Raw genomic sequence first — 20602 nt, forward strand, 5'->3', positions numbered from 1 at the left:
GAAAAGCCCCGAGTACAACCGTCGCCGTCGTCATCGAAACCGGGAGCCGGAACTCGGGGACGGCGGCCGACGACTGATAGTGTTTATCGTAACTGTGTACCGGTGGTTCGTCAAAACGGGTCGGCGAACCACCGGTGGTGACTTACAATACTCACTATGACCGGGTCGTCCCGGCCACCCCGGAGCGAGTGTTTAAACGGTTGCCGTACCAACGAGCCGTATGGAGATACGAGACGCGTTCGAGGCCGACGCCGACGCGCTCTCGGCCATCGCGGACGTGCCGGCGGACGTGATTCGGAACCTCATCCACGACCGGACGGTCCGGGTCGCCCAGCGGGGGGCGACGACGCCGGGACCGAACGCGGACGCGGCCGACACGACCGACGACCGGGACGTGGCCGGGTTCGTCAGCTTCGACGTGCGCGACGGCACCGTTCACGTGACGCAGTTGGCGGGGACCGCGGCGGCCTGTGAACGGCTCCTCGCCGAACCCGTCCGGTTCGCAACGGGCGAAGGCATGACCGTCGAACTCCTGGCTATCGAGGACGACGAGACGATCAGGGAGGCGGCCGAGGCCGCCGGCTTCGAGCGTGCGGGCACCGGGCCGGCGTTCGACGGGCAGTCGACGGTGAAATACCGCCTCGATCCCGCCTAGGCGAACTTCCGGACGGTCAGATCGAGGGTGTCGAGGTCGACGATGGGCGCAAAGCCCGCGTCGGGATCGATGTTGACGCTCTTCTGGAATTCGGTCTGGGCCTGCCAGCAACCGCTGTTGACCGCGAGGACGTTGTGGTACTTGCCGTAACCGAGTTTGTGCACGTGACCCGTATGGAAGACGTCGGGCACGTCGTCGAGGACGAGGTAGTCCCGGTCCTCCGGAGCGAGGCGCATGTGCCCGCCGTATTTCGGGGCGACGTGGCGTTTCTTCAGGAGCTGATACATCGCCCGGTGTGGGTGGTCGTAGCTCGCCTTCTCCTCGGGGAGTTCGGCGATCACCTCGTCGAGGGAGACGCCGTGGTACATCAAGACGGAGACGCCCTCGATGGTGACCGTGGATGGGTTGCCGACGATACGCGGGTCGTGGGCGGACATGATCTCCCGGAGTTCCTCGTCGAAGCCCGGCTGCGGTTCGGCGAGCCGTACCGCGTCGTGGTTACCGGGGATCATCACGATCTTCAGGTCGCCGGGCACCTCCTTCAGATGCTCCGAGAAGCGGTCGTACTGGTCGTAGATGTCGACGATGTCGAGTTCCTCGTCCTGGTTGGGGTAGACGCCGACGCCCTCGACCATGTCGCCGGCGATCAGGAGATACTCGACGGCGGCGGCCTCGTCGGTGTGGAGCCAGTCGGCGAAGCGACCCCAGGCGTCGGCCATGAACTCCTGACTGCCGACGTGCACGTCGGAGACGAGCGCCGCCTGAACCGGTCGGTCGGCGGTCGAAGGCGAGTACGTCCGCGGCACGTCCGGGAAGTGGAGGGCGTCGACGAAGACGATGCCCGCGTCGTCGGAGAGGGTGCCCTCGACGGCGATACACTCGTCCAACAGGAGTTCGTCGACGAGGCCGGCGATGTCGCGATCCTTCGTGATCAGACAGGGGAACGTGCCGGTCGTGTCCTCGAGTTCGACGATCCAGTGACCGTTGGCCGAGGAGCGCACGTCGTTGACGAGGCCGATCATCGCGGCGTCGCTCCCGCCGGGCATGTCGGCGACGGCCGACGCGGGCCGGTGGTTCACCCGGCCACGGAGTTTGCCCGAGAGCGTCTCGTACCGGTCCCGGAAGACGGAGACGAAGTCGCCGTACTCGCCGGTTCCGGTACTGCGGCCAGTGATGTCGCCCGCGACGGAGACGTCGCGGGCGGGGGGGTCGGCGTCCGCCGGGTCGTCGCCGTCCGAAATCGGGGTCGTCGTGGCCGGGGCCGACTCCCCGTTCTCGTCCGTGCGAGACCCCTTCGTTTCAACTGGAACGTCGGCGTCCGAAGTGCCGGGCTGCGTCGGAGTGGCTGGAGTCGAAACGGAGGGGTGTTGGGTCGTGGCGTCGGGGGAGTCCTCCGTGGTGGCGTCATCGGTTGACGCGTCGGCGGGCGTGGCTGCGGCCGGGGCGTCCGTCCCCGCATCGAACGTCGCGCGGACGTGGGCCGCGGTGAGACGGAGGGCGTCGTCCGGCGCCGTCTCGACGGCAGCGTCGAGGGCAGCCGCCGGGTTCGAGGCGCCCGCGAGGAGGGTCACGGCCTCACGTTCGGCGTTGTAACCGCGGCGGGCGAGTTCGCGAACGATGCGCGCGGGCGTCTCCAGAGGCACAGGAGAGGGTCGGTCGGTTCGGGCAAAAGCGTGCCGGAAGTCCAGAAGCTTCAACTCGGGGGGCCGCAAACGGGAACCGATGAGCGCCGACGACGGCCCGCGGCCGCCGGACACCGACGACGGCCGGGGGTCGACGGGACCGGTGAGACGGATACTGACGGCGACGAACGGCCCGCTCCTGGTGGTGCGCGAGACGGCGTTGAGCGTCGGCGCCGTCGCCGTCATCGGGGTACTTCTCTTTGCCATCAGCGGTGTCTGGCCGCCGATGGTCGCCGTGGAGAGCGGGAGCATGGAGCCACATATGCAGAAAGGCGACCTGGTCTTCATCACCGACGCCGGTCGGTTCGCCCCCGACGCCGCCCATGGGGACACCGGCGTCGTCCCCCGGGACGTGGCCCGCGACGTGGGCTACTGGAAGTTCGGCGCACACGGTTCGGTCATCGTCTACGACAACCCCCGCGACGCCGGCCCACCGGTGATCCACCGCGCACAGTTCTGGGTCGCGGACGGGGAGAACTGGTACGACCGGGCCGACCCCGACCACGTGAGCGCGAGCGACTGCGAGGAGATGCCCAACTGCCCGGCGCCACACGCGGGATTCGTGACCAAAGGCGACGCCAACGGGGAGTACGATCAGGTCAACGGCATCAGCGACCCCGTCAAACCCGGCTGGATCGTCGGCGTCGCGCGCGTCAGAATCCCGTATCTGGGCTGGGTCCGACTCGGCGTCTCGGGGGTCGTCCTCGATACGACCTCCGAGATGGAGACGGACGGAGCCGTCGAACGGGTGGCTGTCGACGGGGCGACCGTCGCGACGGCGGCGGCGTAGGTTCGGCGGCGAGGCGAGGCGTCTCCGAGGTGGGGTTTTATTGATCGAAGCGTGCCTACACGAACGTCAGTTATCGAAGCGTGCCTGCACGAACGGCTGGGCGTTCTCGATGTCGCCGAGGCGGGAGTCGGAGAGCAGGACGGCCTCGGTCTCCTCGACGGGCACCGAGAGGCTGATCTCCTTCGTGCGACCGTACCGGCCCTTCGAGACGACGACGGCGTTGACGATGCCGAGCATGTCGAGTTCGGAGATGAGGTCGGTGACCCGACGCTGTGTGAGCACGTCGGCGTCGATCTCCTCGCACAGGCGCTTGTAGATGTTGTACACCTCGCCGGTGTTGATGTTGTGGACGCCGTTCTTTTCGAGGAGGATGATCGCAAAGAGGACGATTTTCGACTGGGTCGGGAGGGTGCGAACCACCTCGACCACTCGATCGAGTTCGATCTTGTCCTGGGCCTTCCGGACGTGTTCCTCCTCGACGGTGTCGGCCTGCCCGCGTTCGGCGAGTTCGCCGGCGGTGCGGAGGAGGTCGAGGGCACGCCGGGCGTCGCCGTGTTCCTGCGCCGCGAAGGCGGCACAGAGAGGGATGACGTCCTCGGTGAGCGCGCCGCTTTTGAACGCCACGTCGGCGCGGTGCTGGAGGATGTCCCGTAGTTGGTTGGCATCGTAGGGCGGGAAGACGATTTCCTCCTCGCCGAGGCTCGATTTGACGCGGGGATCGAGGAAGTCGGTGAACTTCAGGTCGTTCGAGATGCCCATGATCGAGATACGGGAGTTGTCGAGTTCGGAGTTCATCCGCGAGAGGTTGTAGAGGGTGTCGTCGCCGGATTTCTCCACGAGTTTGTCGATTTCGTCGAGCATGATGACGACGACGCGTTCGTGGTAGTCGACCGCCTCGAAGAAGGAACTGTAGACGCGATCGGTCGGCCACCCCGTCATCGGGACGGGTTCCATCTCCTCGCGGTCCGTCTCGAGCGTCTCGATCCGGTCGTCGAGGGCATCGAGGGAGTCGAACTGGGCGTCGGCCAGGGCCGAGCCGCCGTCGGTGACCGCCGACCGTAGATCGGTCAGTTCGTCGACGCGGTTCTCGATGACGGCCCGATTCTTCTCGATGAACTTGTTCGCGAGCTGGGCCAGCACGCGATACTGCGTGTCGGTTACTTCGCAGTTGATGTACTCGACCTCACAGGGGACGTCGTACTTCTGGGAAGTGGATTCGAGTTCCTTGCTGACGAACTTCGCGCTCGCCGTCTTGCCTGTCCCCGTCTTCCCGTAGATGAGGATGTTCGACGGCGTATCGCCCCGGAGCGCCGAGACGAGGATAGTCGCCATCTGGTTGATCTGCTCGTTCCGATGAGGGAGTTCGTGCGGGGTGTAGGACGGCCGCAGAACCTCCTTGTTCTCGAAGATCGGCTCCCCCGAGAGGAGGTCGTCGAACAACCCCTGGCTGTCCGCGTCCTCGTCGTCGTCGAGAACGTCGTCGATGTCGACATCGCGCGAGATGTCGGTCGTCCGATCACGTGCGGGGGCATCGTGGAGATCCGTCTCCTCGTCGTCGGCGTAGTCGTCTGGCGGTGTGTCGTCCGAATCCATTCGTTGAGACCCCTTGGTTTCAGGTGGAAGACGCGCGACGTGCCGAGGAAATTCGGTCGCCCCCGCGCCCAGGACCGATCCGGCGCGTCGAAATGATCCAGCGGAAACAGAGGTGGGGGTGGTAGAAAAACTTTCCCCTCGGTCGGCGGCGACCCCCGATTCGACTCGAAACCGTAGACTCGGTGGATCGGCCCACGAGTCGGACGGCCGTCCCGACGTGTGACCGCTCTCACACGACGTGGACGGTGGGGGTAACGTGCCCGGCACACCGACCCCCCCACCCCTTCGTTTCGGGTGGAACGGTGTGACGGTGGGGGTGGGGGGAAAGCGAGAGGATTTGGAAAAGAAAAGCTACAAGTTACTGCACAAACAACCATATCCGTACTGCTCTACTAACTATTATTTCAAGGAGGAGTGGAGAGAGAACTAAGCACGCGACGACCGGCGGGGCCTACCGCCTCCCGTGCCGCCCGGGTGTTCCACCCGAAACGAAGGGGTGGGGGGGAGATCGGGTAGCGGACACCGACCGACAGTACTGCCGCCATCCACACGAGGCACGTGATCACCTACCGTCGCGATACTGTCCACCGCGGCACTGCCCGTCGCGGTATCGTCCCCTGCGGCACTGCCCATCGTGACACTGTCTATCGTGCCGTCCATCGCACTGTTCATCCCGGCACGACCACCCACACAGCGGGCAACGTCCCGGCGGCCGTCCGGTTCGTCCTCCGAGTTCCGCCCCCGTCCTCGCCCGACGCTCCGCGAACGTCCGGGGGCTACTGATTGTAGCCGTTTACCGATGATCCGGCGACACGGTCCCCCGACTCGCCGGTACTGACCGTCGGCGGTCGGTATGACAGGCCCCTTATGGTTGTCTGACGCACACTTAAGTGAACGGCGGGACCTTCATCCCGCATACGCCCCTCTCACGTCGATAGACGGGAGGTGCGGGAGGATAGGATGGGACTGCTCACAGGACTCAGAGACAGCATCGCACGAGTTACAGAACGACTGTTCTCGGCCAGCGATCCCAAGCGGATCGGGATCTATGGCCCGCCGAACGCCGGGAAGACCACGCTCGCGAACCGTATCGCTCGCGACTGGACCGGCGACGCCATCGGCCCCGAGAGCCACGTCCCCCACGAGACCCGGCGGGCGCGGCGCAAGGAGAACGTCGAAATCGAGCGGAACGGCCGAACCGTCACCATCGACATCGTCGACACGCCGGGCGTGACGACGAAAGTCGACTACAAGGAGTTCCTCGAACACGACATCGACGAGGAAGACGCGGTCCGTCGTTCCCGCGAGGCGACGGAGGGGGTCGCCGAGGCGATGCACTGGCTTCGCGAGGATGTCGACGGCGTCATCTACGTCCTCGACAGCACCGAAGATCCGTTCACGCAGGTCAACACGATGCTCATCGGGATTATCGAGAGCCAGGACCTCCCGGTTCTCATCCTCGCGAACAAGACCGACCTCGACGACTCGAACGTCAAACGCATCGAGGACGCCTTCCCCCAGCACCGGACGATTCCGCTGTCGGCGCTCGAAGGCGACAACATGGACGAAGTGTACGACCGGATCGCGGAGTACTTCGGGTGATAGAGATGCCTGAAGCCACTCCAACGGACCCCGACGGCGTCCAGATCGACCTCATCAGCGGCGCCCGGATGGAGGGGATGGCGAGCATGGAGAAGATCCGGCTCATCCTCGACGGCGTCCGCGACGGCAACATCGTCATCCTCGAGGAGGGGCTCTCACCCGACGAGGAGTCGAAACTTATCGAGGTGACGATGACCGAAATCAGCCCAGACGAGTTCAACGGCATCGAAATCGAGACGTACCCCCGATCGGAGACGGCCGACCGGAGCTTCCTCGACCGGCTGATGGGTCGGGAGTCGACGAAGAAACTCACCGTCATCGGCCCGGCCAACCAGATCCAGACGCTCCACAAGGACGAAAACCTCATCAGCGCGCTCGTCTCGCGCAAGTAGCCATGCCCCACCAGTGCACGAACTGTGAGCGGGTCTTTCCGGACGGCTCCAAGGAGATGCTCTCCGGCTGCCCCGACTGCGGCGGCAACAAGTTCCAGTTCAAGCCGGATTCGTCGACCCCGTCGCCGACGCTCGGGGACGACGGGTCGGACGCCCCATCTCCACGCACGAACGATGGGCCGGACGCCCCGTCTTCGCCTCCAGCCGACGGCGCTCGGACACCGAACGGCTCGTCCGTGTCCGACGACCGGACGACTACCGACGATCCGTCCACCCCCAACGCCCAGGGAAGCGTGTCCCCGTCAACGACGGGGACGAGAGGCGACACCGACGCCGACTACATCGAAGCCGAGTCGGATCCGAGCGCCCTCGAGGAGGATACGGCACAGGCCGACGCCCGCCGCGACGTGGTGACCCGCGACGAACTCGACGACGCGGCGTCGCCACCGCCGTCCGCCGACGACGCCGCCCGCGCGATTCCACCGGACTCCGACGACCCGGCCGACGCCCCCGGGTTGGACGATCTCCGGGCCGAACTGAACGACCAGTTCGAGAGCATCAAAATCGTCGAACCCGGCCAGTACGAACTCAACCTGATGGAACTGTACGACCGACAGGAGTGTATCATCTCGCTCCAGGAGGACGGCCACTACGTCATCGAAGTCGTCGACACGTGGCGCGACGGCGAGCCGTAACTCTTTTTACTAGCCCCCCTGTCCGTTCGTATCCCGACGCCTTCCTCGCTGCCAGCCGGCCGTCTCCTCCGAGTCCGGCCGATCCCCTACGAACCCCTTCGTTTCGAGTGCAATACGTTCGTTATCCGGCTTTGATATCTCTCAAGATCAATTTCTCGACGGAGTCGAAACGATGGATATATGAGGGCGAACGGCCGACCGAGGCTCGATCAGTCGCCCGAAGACGGCTGCCCTCGCCTCGAAATCCCTATAAGACGGCGCTCCGAGTGTTCGGCTATGAGTCAGGCGACCAAAGTCGTGCTCGGGACAGTGAGTGTTTCGGCGGTTCTCGCGGCCGCCCTCGCGCTCGGAATCCTCCTCGGCTGATGTTCGAGCGTCGGTCGCTCTCCGAGGAGTTGGCGGCCGTTCGTAGCGCCCACGCCCCCGCCGCTATCGTCCTCGACGTCGACAGCGATTTCGAGACGCTCCCGCCCGGGGCCGCCGAGGACCTCGGCCTTCTAGTCGACGCCTTCGATCCGGCGACCTATCCGGACGAGTGGGTGCCGGACGACGCGCCCCGGCCCCTCCATCGGTACGCCGGCCCGGAGTTCACCATCGGACTCCCCGGCGACGGAACCGTCGCGTGGACGCGCCAGACCGACCCACCGATCGTCTTCTGTAAGGCCCGTGCGGCGGGGACGCCCGACGCCTTCCTCGACTTTCTGATCGCCGAAGCGCTCGTTCAGATCGGTCTCGACGCCCCCGAGTCGTTTCTCCCCTTCTTCGGCGACCGCTACCCCGACCTCCGGGCGGCGGTGGCGCTCGATCCGGCCTCGGCCTACCAGATTGCCGCCGCGCTGTACGACGGGTGGCTTGGCCTCCAGACCCGGCCGATCTTCGAGGGTTGGGCCGACGACCGCCCCGGCCTCCACGACGCGTGGGTCGACGCCGGCGACCGCCTCCGTGACCGCGTCGACGGGCTTCCCGGCGCCATCGCTCGCGGTGAGACCGACTTCGCCGACGCGACCGAACTCGCCTGTGCGGCGATCAAACACGGACTCGACCTCCCGGCGCCCTTCGTGGCGCTCGATACGACGGCGTACATCGACTACGGTGCCGACTACGCGGTTCGCTGGACGGCCAAGACGTTCGAGACGGACGACTAGGCGTCGTCGAACGCGACCGCTACGTCACCCTCGACACCGAGGTCCAACACGCCGGCAAACAGGTCCCGGAAGCGATCGAGCGTCGCCTCGTCGTGGACTTCCTTCGAGAGGTGAAAGAGCCCGACGGCCTCGTACTCGGTCAGCAGGTCGAGGAGCTGTTTCGTCGCCTCGTACACCCGCTTCTCGTCGGCGTAGTACGCCATCTCGGTGAGGGAGTCGACGCTCACCCGCCGTTTCCCCTCGTGGGAGTCGAGAAACGCCTCCGTCTTGCTCACGATGCCGTCCAGGTCGTCGGGCGAGGCGACGTAGTGGACGCGGTCCGAGGGACGGCGGGAGTAGCCCCGCTCGACCGAGAGCGTATCGAGGATGTCGGCCCGCGACTCGTCGACGTCGTAGTGTTCGAGTTTCTGCTCGACTTCGCGGGCGGTGGTCCGAGTCGAGATGACGAGGAAGTTGTCGGTGTCGGTTTTCAGAAAATCAGTGTCGATGCGGTCGGTCTCGCCGATACTCGGATGGAGGAGGAGAATCCCGGTTCCGCCGGGGATCGTCTCCGGCGCGCCGTCGATGGCGAGCGTATAATCCATATCCGTCCCTCCGACCGGACGGACTTAAGACTGCGGGTGGATGCCGTCGGCGGCGAGTGTAGGCCCGTCAGAACAGCGAGTCGGCCGTCGCGGCCCCGACGACGCTGAACACGGCGCCGACGCTCACTGCCTTGACCGTCACCGCGACGGTTTCGAGCGGGACGGAGACGCCGCCGACGCCGACGACCCGGTCACCGCCTGACTCGGCGATGAAGGTTCCGGGCGCGCCGAACGCGATGGCGAGGGTGAGTACCGAACAGTACGAGACGAGGACGAGCGAGACGAACCGGAGTGGCACGCCCCCGACCTCCGTCTCCGCCTCGGGGTTGCGGTCGTCGGCCTTGTAGAGCGCGCCGTACCCGATGCCGAAGACGATGCCGACGGTCAGCAGCGTCTGGAGCCACGACATGTTCGCGGCCAGCGTCCAGACCTCCTCCGTAACGACGAACGGTCCGGCGAGCAGGAACCCACCCACGACCTGCTGGGCGGTGTCGGCCAATTTGAACCGTCGCCGCGGTCCGACCATGATCGATTCGGGGCGTCCGGGCTCATAGGCGTGGCGTTCGGCCGACGGCCGGGAAACGATTTTGCCCTCACCCGCCACACGTCCCACCGTGACGATGGATCGACGGCACGTACTCGGGGCGCTTCTCGGCCTGCTGGCGCTCGGCGCCGCGGCCATGCTCGCGGACGTCCTCGGAACGACCTTCTTCGCCGTCACCGTCACGTACCTCCTCTCCCCGCTTCGCGAGGAACTGGTCCGCCACCGGCTCTCCCCTTGGGGTGCCAGCCTCTTCTCGACGGCGACGGCCGTCCTCGCCGTCGTCGTCCTCGCTGCGCCCCTGGTGTTCGTCGTCGCCATCCGTCTCGACACCATCATCGCCTTCCTCTCCAGCCTCCCGCCGACCGTCACGATCGAACTCTACGGGATGTCGACGACTCTGACGCTCGCCGAGACGCGGACGGCAGTCGTCGCCTTCGGCCGTCAACTCGCGCGGTCGTTCGCGCTCGCGGCTCCCGTCCTCGCGCTCAAACTGACGGTGTTCGTGATGGTCCTCTTTGCCCTCCTCTCACACACTGCCGAAACCCACCGCGCGCTCATCGCCCTCGTCCCCCACTCGTACCGGGATGTGGTCCGGGCGCTGAGTCGCCGGACCCGCGCCACCCTCTTCGGGATCTACGTGCTTCAGGCGGCGACGGCGGCGGGGACCTTCGCCGTTGCCCTCGTGCTCTTTTTTCTTCTCGGCTACCCTTACTTCCTCACGTTGGCGGTCGTCTCCGCCATCCTCCAGTTCCTCCCGGTCGTCGGCCCGTCGGTCCTGATCGGTCTGCTCGCCGTTGCCCATCTCGTCGTCGGCGATCCGGTTCGTGCCGCCCTCGTGTTCCTCCTCGGGAGCCTTCTGGTGGCGTGGCTCCCCGACGTGTTGATCCGGCCGCGACTCGCCCGCGAGACGGCCGACCTCCCCGGGAGCCTCTACTTCGTCGGCTTCGTCGGCGGCCTGCTGACGCTGGGCCCGGTCGGCGTCATCGCCGGCCCACTCGCCGTCGCGCTCGTCATCGAGGCGGCCGACCTCCTCACCGACGAACTCAACCAGGTCCCGATCTCCGAGGACTGATCGGACCGTCACCGACACGGTGAGAGCCCGTCCCCGTTGCGATCAGTCGCTCATTCGCCCTCGCCGTCCACGAGCGGCCCATCCCGTTCTCGCCACTCCGTGAGACTCCCTTCGTAGAAGTCGACGTGTTCGTAGCCGAGATGCCGCAACGCGACGTACGTGTGGCTGATCCGGCGGGCGGTGTTACAGTAGAGGACGATCCGGCGGTCGGGTGTCACTCCTCGCTCGGCCAGGAGCGATTCGAGTTCGGCGTCGGGTTTCAAGCCCCGCGTCTCGGCGTCGACGAGGTCCCGCCAGTCCAGTTGGACCGCGCCGGGGAGGTGCCCCTCCTCGTACTCCCACGCCTCGCGCGTGTCGACGACGAGAGCGTCGGCGTCGAGGGCCGCCCGCACCGTCTCGAAATCGACCAGTGGCGACGACCCCGGCGTCCGCACCTCGTACGTAGCGGGGTCGACCGACGGCGCCTCGGTCGTCGTCTCCTGACTCCGACTCCACGCGCTGAAATCGCCGTTCAGGAGGTGTACGTCCTCGTGGCCGTACAGGAGCGCGGTGACGAGAAAGCGCGCGGCGAACACCCCGTGTTCGTCGTCGTACGCGACGATCCGGTCGTCGGTACCGATCCCCGCCGCTTCCATCAGTTCCGTCCACCGCTCCGCGCCGGGTAACATCCCCTCGTCGCCCGCGTCGCTCCGAAAGCGGTCGAACGGCACGTTGACGGCGCCGGGGACGTGTCCGATGCCGTCGAACTCCCACGCGTCGCGCACGTCGACGACGCGAACCTCGTCCAGATGGTCCGCGAGCCAGTCGACCGACACGACGATGTCCTCGGTCATGCACGCCCGTACAGGGCCGTCGGATTTAGTGACGGCGCTTTCGCCGCCGTCGCACGTACCGGATACATTTGCCGTATTTCTCCCGCCGATCGGCGGACACGCTTCGGCAATCGTCGCCCACGCTCGTTCGATCGCCCGAAAGGGGGCAACATTTTCCGTTTCGACCGAGGAATGGCCGTGTCTGCCCGTTGTGTGAGGGTTATAGGGGCGGGTGGCGTATGGATGAACGCCATGTCAGACTCAGCGTACGCGAAGGACGTTCTCGTCTCGGCGGACTGGGTGGAGAACCACCTCGACGAGTTCCGGAGCGACGACCCGGACTATCGACTCGTGGAAGTCGATGTCGACACCGAGGCCTACGACGAGGGCCACGCCCCCGGCGCCATCGGATTCAACTGGGAGACACAGCTTCAGGACCAGACCACGCGCGACATCCTCTCGAAGGCGGACTTCGAGGCGCTGCTGGGCGGTCACGGCATCTCCGAGGACTCCACCGTCGTCCTCTACGGCGACAACTCCAACTGGTTCGCGGCCTACACCTACTGGCAGTTCAAATACTACGGCCACGACGACGTGCGCCTGATGGACGGCGGGCGCGACTACTGGCTGGAGAACGACTACCCGCTCACCGACGAGGCGCCGGAGTTCCCCGCCGTCGACTACGAGGCGGCCGGCCCCCGCGAGAGCATCCGCGCGTACCGCGACGACGTGGAGAACGCCATCGACCGTGGCCTGCCGCTGGTCGACGTACGGAGCCCCGAGGAGTTCTCCGGCGAGATTCTCGCGCCCCCGGGACTGCAGGAGACCGCCCAGCGCGGCGGCCACATTCCCGGCGCGAAGAACATCTCGTGGGCCGCGGTGACCAACGACGACGGCACGTTCAAGACCCGTGAGGAGATCGAAGCGCTCTACGCCGAGGAAGGAATCGACGGCGAGGGGACGACCGTCGCCTACTGCCGGATCGGCGAGCGTTCCTCCGTCGCGTGGTTCGCGCTCCACGAACTCCTCGGCTACGAGGACACGATCAACTACGACGGCTCCTGGACCGAGTGGGGCAACCTCGTCGGCGTCCCCATCGAGAAGGGCAACTGACGGCCACGTCCCTCGCAACTATCGGCCTTCCCCGCTGTCGCGACGCCCGCTCGCTTCCGGCCGATTCGACGTGTGAGCCACGGCCCCCTCCGTCGCCACGGCCGCTGGCGATGCATACAAACGAGGGGCCGTCGTATCGCCGGGCATGGACGGCACGACGCTCGTCGACACGCTGACCGACGACCTGGAGACCCAACTATCACGACTCGGCTCCTCGAAGTGGCTCTACGCGCTGACCGACGGCGACATGACCGGCGAGGCGGTCCGCGCCGCCGCGGCCGCCGACGCCGCCGCGGCCGCCGAGACGTTCGCGTCGTGGAACGCCGATCCCTTCGACGCTCTCGCTACCTCGGCGGCCGACCGGCGCGACGCCGTCGACGCCGACGCCACACCCGCCGACCGCCACGCCCACGACGCCCTCGCGGCCCTCGACGACCCCGTTACCCGCCTCGGCGGCGCCCTCGGTTACTGCCTCGTCCTCGACCGGACGGTCGGGCAGATGGTCGGCTTCTTCGTCGGCGACGCCGACCCCTCGACGGCCAACCAGTTCCGTGACCTCCGGGACGGCGTCGGTCGGGACCGCGTCCTCGACGCCCTCGACGACGCATGTACGACCGACGACGACTGGGAGCGCGCCGCCGACGCCGCGACGACCGTCGTCGAGGCGGCGTACGACGACTACGTGGAGACGCTCGAATCGATGGGTGTCAAGCCGAAAAACGTCTGCTAACCGGCTCACTTCCACCCGAAGCGAAGGGGTTCGGGTGGCGTTCACACACCGACGCTACACGCCCTCCAGCGTCTCGCGGTAGGCGGTGATGGCGTCCATCGCCGCCTCGATCCGCTCGCTCACGTCGTCGTCCGCCCCCGCCTTGATCTCCCGAAGTGCGTTCTCGTGGCGGGCGAGACGGCCGTGGTCCGTTCCGCGGTCCGCCAGCGTCGCGAACTGGTCGGCCTGCCCTTCGAGTCGTTCGCGCTCCTTGCTGTTGGCCGCCGCGGCCGCGGCTGCGGCGTACAGTTCCTCGCTCGCTCGTTCGAGCTGCTCGTGTGCCATAGCCCGCGTTACGACGCCGGGGGTCAAGGTCCTGTCCCTGTTCGCGTTTCCGTCCTCCCGAACGGCCCTGCGGTTATATCTCGGTTCCCGTCGAACGGACGACGATGGCGTCGCCCGTCTCGCCCGGTATGGTGCTGGTGTTCGCCCTCATCGTCGTTGCCCTCCTCCTGTTCGTCACGGAACGGATTCCGAGCGACACCACCGCCCTCGCCGTCCTGGTCTCGCTCGTCGTCTTCGAGTCGTGGACCCGTATCTCGGCGACCGAAGCCATCGCCGGCTTCGCCAGCCCCGCGACACTCACCATCGTCGCGATGTACATGCTGAGCGAGGGTATCCAGCGGACGGGACTCGTCGACCGACTCGGCGAGATGCTGGAGGCGGCGACCGGCGGGACCGAACGCGGCCTCCTCGGCGCGACGGTCGGCACGACCGGTCTCGCCGCCGGCGTCGTGAACAACACGCCCATCGTCGCGGTGTTTATTCCCATGATTACGGATCTCGCGGGCAAGCACGGCCTCTCGCCGTCGAAGTTCCTCCTCCCGCTCTCCTATGCCGCCATGCTCGGGGGCACCCTGACTCTCGTCGGGACGGCGACGAACATCCTCGCGAGCGACCTCTCCCGACAGCTCCTGGGTCAGCCGCTCTCGATGTTCGAGTTCACGAAACTCGGCGTCGTCGTCTTCCTCGTCGGCGCCGCGTACCTGCTCACGGTCGGGCGATGGCTCACGCCGACGCGCATCGACCCCGACGAGGACCTCACACGGTCGTTCGAGCTGGAGAACCACCTCGTCCGCCTCGTCGTCCGCGAATCCTCCCCACTGGTCGGGCTGACCGTCGAGGAGGCCGTCGCCGAGATGGGCGACGATGCCGAGGATCTCGACGTGCTCCAGATCGAACGCGACGGCGAGTCGTATCTCGCTACCTCGACCGACCGGCAACTGGTGGCCGGCGACCTCCTCACCGTCCGCACGACCCTCCAGGTCGCCAACCGCGCCGCCGCCTACGGCCTCCGTCACCGCCACCGCGACGAGGTGACCGAGGACGACCTGTCGGAGACGCCCCACCGCGGGACGCTCGCCGAGGTGGTGATCCCGGGCGACTCCCGGTTTCTCGGCAAGCGACTCGGCGACTCGGCGCTCGACGACCGCTTCGACACGACGGTGCTCGCCGTCCGCCGGGGCGACGGCGTGATCACGCGCGACCTCGACGACGTCGAACTCCGCCGGGGCGATACGCTCTTGCTCCAGACGACCGCCGGTGCCATCGCCTACCTCGCCGACCGGGACGAAGTGATGGTCACCCGCGAGGCCGAGGACCCCGGTGATCTCGACGAGGCGGTGCGCGCCGAGACGGCGCCCGCGCCGCTCGATCCACGGACGCCCGTCGCCGCCGGCATCCTCCTCGCGGTCATCGTCGTCGCGGCCCTCGGTCTGTTTCCCATCGTCATCGCCGCCCTCGGCGGCGTCGTGGCGATGATCGTCACCGGCTGTCTGAACCCGACCGACGCCTACGACGCCGTCAGCTGGAACGTCGTTTTCCTGCTCGCCGGCGTTCTCCCTCTCGGCCTGGCGATGCAACGCACCGGCGGTGACGCCTTCCTCGCGGGGCTGCTCGCCAACAGCACGGCCGTCCTCCCCTTGCTCGGCGTCCTCGCGCTGGTGTATCTCGTCAGCGCCCTGCTGGCGAACGTCATCACGCCCGTCGCCACCACCGTCCTGATGATCCCCGTCGCCGTCGACACCGCGACCCGGATCGGCGCAAATCGCCTCACCTTCCTGCTGGCCGTGATGTTCGCCGCCTCCACTGCGTTCATGACCCCCATCGGCTACCAGACGAACCTCATGGTCTACGGCCCCGGCGGCTACCGGTTTACCGACTACGTCCGCGTCGGCGCCCCGCTCCAACTTCTCGTCACCGTCGTGACGACGCTCGGACTCGCCGCTTTTTGGGGGCTTCGGTAGGTGACCGGCGTCGCCACCGTCGGACGGATCGCCGTCCCTGCGTCCCGGTGACGCCCCGGCCCGTCACGACGAGCCACCGGTACCGATGTCCAGTCTCACTCGTACGTCGTGCTGTAGCCGCCGTCGTGGAGCATGTCGCCACCGTTGAGGTGGTCGCCGTGTTTCGAGAAGCCGAAGACGAACAGGTTGGCGACTTCCGCGGGCGTCATCATCTCCTTCGTCCGCGCCTGGCCGAGCATCACGTCCTCCACGACCGCCTGCTCGGAGATGCCACGCTCCTCGGCGGTGTCCTCGATCTGGTTTACCATCAGCGGCGTCAGCACGTAGCCGACGCTGATCGAAAAGCCCCGAAGCGTGCCGTTGCCCTCCGCGGCGATGGATCGCGTCAACCCGTGCAACCCGTGTTTCGCGGTGATGTACGCCGCCTTGTCCTGAGTGGCGTAGTGGCCGTGGACGGAAGACATGTTGCCGATGGCGCCGCCACCCGCCGCGCGGATATGCGGCATGGCGAGTTTGGCGACGAGAAACGGCGCCCGGAGCATGATGTCGAGCAGGAGGTCGTATTTTTCCATCGGAAACTCGGGGATGGAGGCGATATGTTGCATCCCCACCACGTTCGCGACGTACCGGAGATCGCCCGCTTCGGCCGCGGCGTCGACCATCGCCGCCACGTCGTCGTCGTCCGTGAGGTCCGTCGGGACGGCGTGAACCGTCCCGGGCACGTCGAGGCCGGCCGCCGTCTCCGTCGTGTCGTCGAGTCCCGACTCGTCGATGTCGGCGGCGACGACGGTGAGGCCGTTGGCCACGAGCGCGAGTGTCGTCGCGCGACCGATTCCCGACGCCGCCCCGGTGACGATGGCGACCGTCTCCGGGCCGAAACGGGGGTCGTCGAGAACGAGGAGGTCGTCGGTCGTCAGTTCGGGTGGGGTGAGGTCGAACTCGTCCGTAGACATGGGCGGTACGACGACGCCGAGGACTAAAGTAGTACGCCGAGGTCGGCCCAAGCGAATCGGTCAAGTCCGTCGAGCGACCAGTACCGGTACCGTGAGCGACACGAACTCCGGGCCGCTCCAGCCGGATCGCCCCGACGCCGACCAGCCGTTCCGGGTCGAGGCCCCGTTCGACCCCGCGGGCGACCAACCCGACGCTATCGAGGAACTCGTCGCCGGCTACGAGGCCGGCATGGACGAACAGACGCTTCTCGGCGTGACGGGATCGGGCAAGACGAACACCGTCTCTTGGGTAGTTGAAGAATTACAGACGCCAACGTTGGTTATTGCTCATAACAAAACCTTAGCGGCCCAACTCTATGAGGAATTTCGGAATCTATTCCCGGATAATGCAGTAGAATATTTTGTATCCTACTACGACTACTACCAGCCCGAGGCGTACGTCGAACAGACGGACACGTTCATCGACAAGGACGCCTCGATCAACGACGAGATCGACCGCCTGCGCCACTCCGCGACACGCTCGCTGCTGACACGGGAGGACGTAATCGTCGTCGCCTCGGTGTCGGCCATCTACGGGCTGGGTGACCCCGCGAACTACGTCGACATGGCCCTCCGGCTCGAACGGGGTCAGGAGATCGACCGCGACGACCTGTTGGCCCGACTCGTCGACCTCAACTACGACCGTAACGACGTGGACTTCACACAGGGCACGTTCCGGGTGCGTGGCGACACCGTCGAGGTGTTCCCGATGTACGGCCGCTACGCCGTCCGCGTGGAGTTCTGGGGCGACGAGATCGACCGCCTGACGAAACTCGACCCGCTGGAAGGCGAGGTGAAGAGTCAGGAACCGGCCGCCCTGATCCACCCCGCTGAACACTACTCGATTCCGGAGGACCGCCTGGAGAACGCCATCGAGGAGATAGAAGCCCTGATGGAGGATCGGGTGGCGTACTTCGAACGACAGGGTGACCTCGTGGCTGCCCAGCGAATCGAGGAACGCACCACCTTCGACATCGAGATGCTGCGCGAGACGGGCTACTGCTCGGGCATCGAGAACTACTCCGTCCACCTTTCGGATCGGGCGTCGGGCGAGGCCCCCTACACCCTGCTGGATTACTTTCCCGAGGACTTCCTCACGGTCGTCGACGAGTCCCACCAGACGCTTCCCCAGATCAAGGGGCAGTACGAGGGCGATAAGTCCCGCAAGGACTCGCTGGTCGAGAACGGCTTTCGGCTCCCCACCGCGTACGACAACCGCCCGCTCACTTTCGAGGAGTTCGAGGCGAAGACCGACCGGACCCTGTACGTCTCCGCGACGCCCGGCGACTACGAGCAGGACCGCTCGGATCAGGTGGTCGAACAGATCGTCCGCCCCACGTATCTGGTCGATCCCGCCGTCGAGGTGGCCGACGCCACGGGGCAGGTAGAGGACCTGATGGAGCGGATCGACGATCGCATTCGACGGGACGAGCGCGTCCTCGTCACGACACTCACCAAGCGCATGGCCGAGGACCTGACGGAGTATCTCTCGGAGGCGGGCGTCGCGGTGGAGTATATGCACGACGAGACGGACACGCTGGAGCGCCACGAGTTGATCAGGGGCCTGCGTCTGGGCGAGTTCGACGTGCTCGTCGGGATCAACCTCCTCCGGGAGGGACTGGACATCCCCGAGGTGTCGCTGGTCGCTATCCTCGATGCGGATCAGGAGGGATTTCTCCGCTCCGAGACGACGCTCGTCCAGACGATGGGGCGTGCGGCACGCAACGTCAACGGCGAGGTGGTGCTCTACGCCGACGAGGTGACCGACTCGATGCAGTCGGCCATCGACGAGACGCGGCGTCGCCGGGAGATCCAGCGGTCGTTCAACGAGGAACACGGCCACGAACCGACGACCATCGAGAAGGCGGTCGGCGAGGCGAACCTGCCGGGGAGCGAGACGGACACCTCGAGTGTCACGGGCGACACACCGGAGAGCGAGGACGAAGCCCGTGCCCGCATCGAGACGTTAGAGGAGCGGATGGCCGCCGCCGCCGACAATCTGGAGTTCGAACTCGCGGCGGATATCCGCGACCGCATCCGCGAACTCCGGGCGGACTGGGAGTTCGACGACGCCGACGACGGCGTCGCGCCCGAACTCGACTCCGAGTTCTGAGCGGTCGCCCGACTCGCTCCGTCGGTGGTAACCATCACCAACGTTTATGCCACGCCGGCACAGTTTTACTAGGTGACACAGATGAGCCACGAAACTGATCCCTCTCGCCTCCCCGGGGACGAGCGACCGACCCCGGACGGTCCGACCTCGCACAGTTCCCTCGGCCGCCTCGCCGTCTACCTCGCGGAGTGGCCGCGGGAGTATATCGACATGCGGGTTGACGCGCTCGACCCGAAACGCTGAGCCTTTTCCCCACCTACCCGAGTCCCGCCGCCATCAGGAACAGCGCCGCGGCGATGATCCCGAACAGCATCGCGACGAACCGCTTGATCGTCCGCGTGCTGAGCGCGTTGGAGACGTAGGGAGCGATCTGGCCCCCGGTGACCGTCGCGGGGACGGTGAACACGACCATATTCCACGGCGTCGAGGCGAGCGAGAGGGAGTGTCCGCCGACGAGGCCGCCGCCGAAGACGTGGACGAGCGAGGCGAGAACCGCCGTCAGTGCGACGACGATGTGGTTCGTGCCGATGGCGACGCGGACCGGTACTTTGGTCCCGAGCATCGAGATGATGCCGAGTTCGCCGATGCCGAAGCCGGCGAGCCCCTGGAAGGTGCCGCCGATGCCGTAGTTCGCCGCGCGGCGCAGGTAGCCGCCACGGGTGTAGACGTAGTCGTCGCCGTCGCGGTCGACGCGCGTCACCGTCCCGTCGTCGGCCGTCTCGACGCCCGCCGGACCCAGCTTGTTGCTGTCATCGGGGAGGTCGGCTGTCCCCGAGTTGCCGCCCGGCGTCCCGCCGTCGGCCGCGGCGTCGGCGTCTTCGCTTTCGCCGTGGTCCAGGTTCGTCTTGAACAGGAGGGACGCGGCCGCGAGCAGCGCGAGTCCCAGCAAGGCGTGAAAGAGCGGTTCGGGAATGACGAACGAGAGCAGGGCACCGCCGACGACGAACGGAATCGACCCGCCGACGAGCGTGAGCGCCAGTCGGCGGTCGACCAGGCCGTACTGGATGAAGGCGACGGAGGAACTGGAGAGGCCGAACGCCTCGCTGATGAGGCCCACCTTGACCAGCGTCTCCGGCTCGAGCGGCTGGGCGAACAACGGGAAGACGAAGATGAGGAAGGGGACGAAGAGCGCGGAGCCGCTGATCCCGACGGTGTTTACGATGGTCGCGCCGAGGAGGAAGACGGGGAAGAGCCACCAGAACTCGAGCCAGTAGTCGAGGCCCGGATCGCTCGCCGTCGTCGGCGCCGTAAAGAAAACTCCGACGACGAACGCCATCGGCGCCGTGAACACGAAGAAATGCTGATACTTCAGGAACCACTTCTGGACGCGGCTGTATGACGAGGCACTCATTGGTTCGTCGTGGTCAGGCGTGGCCGGCCACGGCCGTTCGCATCCCGACGTGCGACGACACGGACCCGGAAGGATAGTTCGTACTGGTGTGCAACACGCCGTCGGCCGCGTCACGACTCATTGTCGGCCTACCTGTAGCGTATTCCGTCTCAAAAGCCTTGAGGTTCGACGGCAGCGTGGGGGTCTACACCACGCCCTGCGACCGATGTCCCGCCACCACGCTTTTGAGCGGTCCCTTCCCACCAGTACCTATGTCACGCGCCGCCATCGACGTCGAGGACCTGCTGAAACTCGTCCTCGTGCTGGTTCTCGTCTGGCTCGTGCTCGAAATCGTCGGCGAGGTGTTCGACCTCTTTTTCGGCCTGTTCAGCTTCGTTCCCCAACTTCTCGGCCTCGTCATCGTCGTTTTGATCGTCCTCTGGTTGCTCGACCGGATCTGACGCTCGTAACGC

General features: G+C 66.5%; 22 protein-coding genes. 14 read left to right on the forward strand and 8 right to left on the reverse strand.

Annotated elements, in window-relative coordinates; genetic code table 11:
• Positions 1–220 precede the first annotated feature (220 nt).
• Positions 221–655: a hypothetical protein gene (locus HALNA_RS18515; protein ID WP_049937844.1), complete on the forward strand. Its 435-nt coding sequence runs from the start codon at positions 221–223 to the stop codon at positions 653–655.
• Here the strand turns inward: HALNA_RS18515 and HALNA_RS18520 are convergent.
• Entirely contained in the window at positions 652–2298 is a 1647-nt protein-coding gene (locus HALNA_RS18520) for a DNA-directed DNA polymerase II small subunit (protein WP_049937845.1), read from the reverse strand. The two genes, HALNA_RS18515 and HALNA_RS18520, sit on opposite strands and share 4 nt — an antisense overlap.
• 79 nt (positions 2299–2377) lie before the next feature.
• On the opposite strand from HALNA_RS18520, the gene HALNA_RS18525 reads away from it, so the two are divergent.
• A complete protein-coding gene (locus HALNA_RS18525) occupies positions 2378–3127 on the forward strand; it encodes a S26 family signal peptidase (protein ID WP_049937846.1) in 750 nt (249 codons plus the stop codon).
• A 66-nt stretch (positions 3128–3193) separates the two neighbouring features.
• Here the strand turns inward: HALNA_RS18525 and HALNA_RS18530 are convergent, their stop codons facing one another.
• Positions 3194–4720, reverse strand: coding sequence for a Cdc6/Cdc18 family protein (locus tag HALNA_RS18530; RefSeq protein ID WP_049937847.1), 1527 nt, complete (start codon positions 4718–4720; stop codon positions 3194–3196).
• Between the two features lie 960 nt (positions 4721–5680).
• On the opposite strand from HALNA_RS18530, the gene HALNA_RS18535 reads away from it, so the two are divergent.
• From HALNA_RS18535 to HALNA_RS18550, 5 genes are all read left to right on the forward strand, one after another.
• Positions 5681–6322 (forward strand): Era-like GTP-binding protein, encoded by a 642-nt coding sequence (locus tag HALNA_RS18535; RefSeq protein ID WP_049937849.1) that lies wholly within the window; start codon positions 5681–5683, stop codon positions 6320–6322.
• Between the two features lie 5 nt (positions 6323–6327).
• Positions 6328–6714 (forward strand): DUF2073 domain-containing protein, encoded by a 387-nt coding sequence (locus HALNA_RS18540; protein ID WP_049937851.1) that lies wholly within the window; start codon positions 6328–6330, stop codon positions 6712–6714.
• Between the two features lie 2 nt (positions 6715–6716).
• Positions 6717–7409: an OapC/ArvC family zinc-ribbon domain-containing protein gene (locus HALNA_RS18545; protein WP_049937853.1), complete on the forward strand. Its 693-nt coding sequence runs from the start codon at positions 6717–6719 to the stop codon at positions 7407–7409.
• Positions 7410–7685: 276 nt separating this feature from the next.
• The gene (locus HALNA_RS21815; RefSeq protein ID WP_449404875.1) at positions 7686–7775 is read left to right on the forward strand and encodes a hypothetical protein; all 90 of its coding nucleotides are present in this window, start codon (positions 7686–7688) and stop codon (positions 7773–7775) included.
• Positions 7775–8554, forward strand: a complete 780-nt coding sequence (locus HALNA_RS18550; RefSeq protein WP_049937854.1) for a DUF7089 family protein — start codon at positions 7775–7777, stop codon at positions 8552–8554. The genes HALNA_RS21815 and HALNA_RS18550 overlap by 1 nt, the downstream gene beginning before the upstream one ends.
• Here the strand turns inward: HALNA_RS18550 and HALNA_RS18555 are convergent.
• Together HALNA_RS18555 and HALNA_RS18560 are read right to left on the reverse strand one after the other, a co-directional pair.
• Positions 8551–9138 (reverse strand): DUF7090 family protein, encoded by a 588-nt coding sequence (locus HALNA_RS18555; protein ID WP_049937856.1) that lies wholly within the window; start codon positions 9136–9138, stop codon positions 8551–8553. The two genes, HALNA_RS18550 and HALNA_RS18555, sit on opposite strands and share 4 nt — an antisense overlap.
• A 67-nt stretch (positions 9139–9205) precedes the next feature.
• Positions 9206–9664 (reverse strand): DUF2391 family protein, encoded by a 459-nt coding sequence (locus HALNA_RS18560; protein ID WP_049937858.1) that lies wholly within the window; start codon positions 9662–9664, stop codon positions 9206–9208.
• A 94-nt stretch (positions 9665–9758) separates the two neighbouring features.
• Between HALNA_RS18560 and HALNA_RS18565 the strand changes: the two genes are divergently transcribed.
• On the forward strand, positions 9759–10754 hold the full coding sequence (locus tag HALNA_RS18565) for an AI-2E family transporter (RefSeq protein WP_245576045.1): 996 nt from the start codon (positions 9759–9761) through the stop codon (positions 10752–10754).
• 50 nt (positions 10755–10804) lie between these two features.
• Here HALNA_RS18565 and HALNA_RS18570 read toward each other — a convergent pair whose 3' ends face one another.
• A complete protein-coding gene (locus tag HALNA_RS18570; protein ID WP_049937860.1) occupies positions 10805–11587 on the reverse strand; it encodes a sulfurtransferase in 783 nt (260 codons plus the stop codon).
• A gap of 231 nt (positions 11588–11818) precedes the next feature.
• On the opposite strand from HALNA_RS18570, the gene HALNA_RS18575 reads away from it, so the two are divergent.
• Complete coding sequence (locus tag HALNA_RS18575) at positions 11819–12679, forward strand: sulfurtransferase (protein WP_049937862.1); 861 nt, start codon at positions 11819–11821, stop codon at positions 12677–12679.
• Positions 12680–12824: 145 nt separating this feature from the next.
• Positions 12825–13409 carry a hypothetical protein gene (locus HALNA_RS18580; protein ID WP_049937864.1) on the forward strand — a complete coding sequence of 195 codons (585 nt, stop codon included), beginning with the start codon at positions 12825–12827 and terminating at the stop codon, positions 13407–13409.
• Positions 13410–13463: 54 nt separating this feature from the next.
• Here HALNA_RS18580 and HALNA_RS18585 read toward each other — a convergent pair whose 3' ends face one another.
• The gene (locus tag HALNA_RS18585) at positions 13464–13733 is read right to left on the reverse strand and encodes a DUF7553 family protein (protein ID WP_049937866.1); all 270 of its coding nucleotides are present in this window, start codon (positions 13731–13733) and stop codon (positions 13464–13466) included.
• Positions 13734–13837: 104 nt separating this feature from the next.
• Here HALNA_RS18585 and HALNA_RS18590 point away from each other — a divergent pair, with 104 nt between their 5' ends.
• On the forward strand, positions 13838–15694 hold the full coding sequence (locus tag HALNA_RS18590) for an SLC13 family permease (RefSeq protein WP_049937867.1): 1857 nt from the start codon (positions 13838–13840) through the stop codon (positions 15692–15694).
• Between the two features lie 95 nt (positions 15695–15789).
• On the opposite strand, the gene HALNA_RS18595 is transcribed toward HALNA_RS18590, so the two are convergent.
• Positions 15790–16647 (reverse strand): SDR family oxidoreductase, encoded by an 858-nt coding sequence (locus HALNA_RS18595; RefSeq protein ID WP_049937868.1) that lies wholly within the window; start codon positions 16645–16647, stop codon positions 15790–15792.
• A gap of 91 nt (positions 16648–16738) precedes the next feature.
• Between HALNA_RS18595 and uvrB the strand changes: the two genes are divergently transcribed.
• Positions 16739–18799, forward strand: a complete 2061-nt coding sequence (gene uvrB / locus HALNA_RS18600) for an excinuclease ABC subunit UvrB (protein ID WP_049937869.1) — start codon at positions 16739–16741, stop codon at positions 18797–18799.
• Positions 18800–18871: 72 nt separating this feature from the next.
• Positions 18872–19042 (forward strand): hypothetical protein, encoded by a 171-nt coding sequence (locus HALNA_RS20365; protein ID WP_157573622.1) that lies wholly within the window; start codon positions 18872–18874, stop codon positions 19040–19042.
• Positions 19043–19055: 13 nt separating this feature from the next.
• Here HALNA_RS20365 and HALNA_RS18605 read toward each other — a convergent pair whose 3' ends face one another.
• The gene (locus HALNA_RS18605; RefSeq protein WP_049937870.1) at positions 19056–20150 is read right to left on the reverse strand and encodes a sulfite exporter TauE/SafE family protein; all 1095 of its coding nucleotides are present in this window, start codon (positions 20148–20150) and stop codon (positions 19056–19058) included.
• A 251-nt stretch (positions 20151–20401) separates the two neighbouring features.
• On the opposite strand from HALNA_RS18605, the gene HALNA_RS18610 reads away from it, so the two are divergent.
• The gene (locus HALNA_RS18610) at positions 20402–20590 is read left to right on the forward strand and encodes a DUF7554 family protein (protein WP_049937872.1); all 189 of its coding nucleotides are present in this window, start codon (positions 20402–20404) and stop codon (positions 20588–20590) included.
• The last annotated feature ends 12 nt before the right edge of the window (positions 20591–20602 follow it).

Origin of the sequence: Haloplanus natans DSM 17983, from assembly GCF_000427685.1 — an archaeon.
GTDB lineage: Archaea > Halobacteriota > Halobacteria > Halobacteriales > Haloferacaceae > Haloplanus > Haloplanus natans.

Coding starts and splice junctions, on each gene's coding strand:
- HALNA_RS18515 (WP_049937844.1), top strand. CDS start 221: ATGGAGATACGAGACGCGTTCGAGGCCGACGCCGACGCGCTCTCGGCC.
- HALNA_RS18525 (WP_049937846.1), top strand. CDS start 2,378: ATGAGCGCCGACGACGGCCCGCGGCCGCCGGACACCGACGACGGCCGG.
- HALNA_RS18530 (WP_049937847.1), bottom strand. CDS start 4,720: ATGGATTCGGACGACACACCGCCAGACGACTACGCCGACGACGAGGAG.
- HALNA_RS18535 (WP_049937849.1), top strand. CDS start 5,681: ATGGGACTGCTCACAGGACTCAGAGACAGCATCGCACGAGTTACAGAA.
- HALNA_RS18540 (WP_049937851.1), top strand. CDS start 6,328: ATGCCTGAAGCCACTCCAACGGACCCCGACGGCGTCCAGATCGACCTC.
- HALNA_RS18545 (WP_049937853.1), top strand. CDS start 6,717: ATGCCCCACCAGTGCACGAACTGTGAGCGGGTCTTTCCGGACGGCTCC.
- HALNA_RS21815 (WP_449404875.1), top strand. CDS start 7,686: ATGAGTCAGGCGACCAAAGTCGTGCTCGGGACAGTGAGTGTTTCGGCG.
- HALNA_RS18550 (WP_049937854.1), top strand. CDS start 7,775: ATGTTCGAGCGTCGGTCGCTCTCCGAGGAGTTGGCGGCCGTTCGTAGC.
- HALNA_RS18555 (WP_049937856.1), bottom strand. CDS start 9,138: ATGGATTATACGCTCGCCATCGACGGCGCGCCGGAGACGATCCCCGGC.
- HALNA_RS18560 (WP_049937858.1), bottom strand. CDS start 9,664: ATGGTCGGACCGCGGCGACGGTTCAAATTGGCCGACACCGCCCAGCAG.
- HALNA_RS18565 (WP_245576045.1), top strand. CDS start 9,759: ATGGATCGACGGCACGTACTCGGGGCGCTTCTCGGCCTGCTGGCGCTC.
- HALNA_RS18570 (WP_049937860.1), bottom strand. CDS start 11,587: ATGACCGAGGACATCGTCGTGTCGGTCGACTGGCTCGCGGACCATCTG.
- HALNA_RS18575 (WP_049937862.1), top strand. CDS start 11,819: ATGTCAGACTCAGCGTACGCGAAGGACGTTCTCGTCTCGGCGGACTGG.
- HALNA_RS18580 (WP_049937864.1), top strand. CDS start 12,825: ATGGACGGCACGACGCTCGTCGACACGCTGACCGACGACCTGGAGACC.
- HALNA_RS18585 (WP_049937866.1), bottom strand. CDS start 13,733: ATGGCACACGAGCAGCTCGAACGAGCGAGCGAGGAACTGTACGCCGCA.
- HALNA_RS18590 (WP_049937867.1), top strand. CDS start 13,838: ATGGCGTCGCCCGTCTCGCCCGGTATGGTGCTGGTGTTCGCCCTCATC.
- HALNA_RS18595 (WP_049937868.1), bottom strand. CDS start 16,647: ATGTCTACGGACGAGTTCGACCTCACCCCACCCGAACTGACGACCGAC.
- HALNA_RS18605 (WP_049937870.1), bottom strand. CDS start 20,150: ATGAGTGCCTCGTCATACAGCCGCGTCCAGAAGTGGTTCCTGAAGTAT.
- HALNA_RS18610 (WP_049937872.1), top strand. CDS start 20,402: ATGTCACGCGCCGCCATCGACGTCGAGGACCTGCTGAAACTCGTCCTC.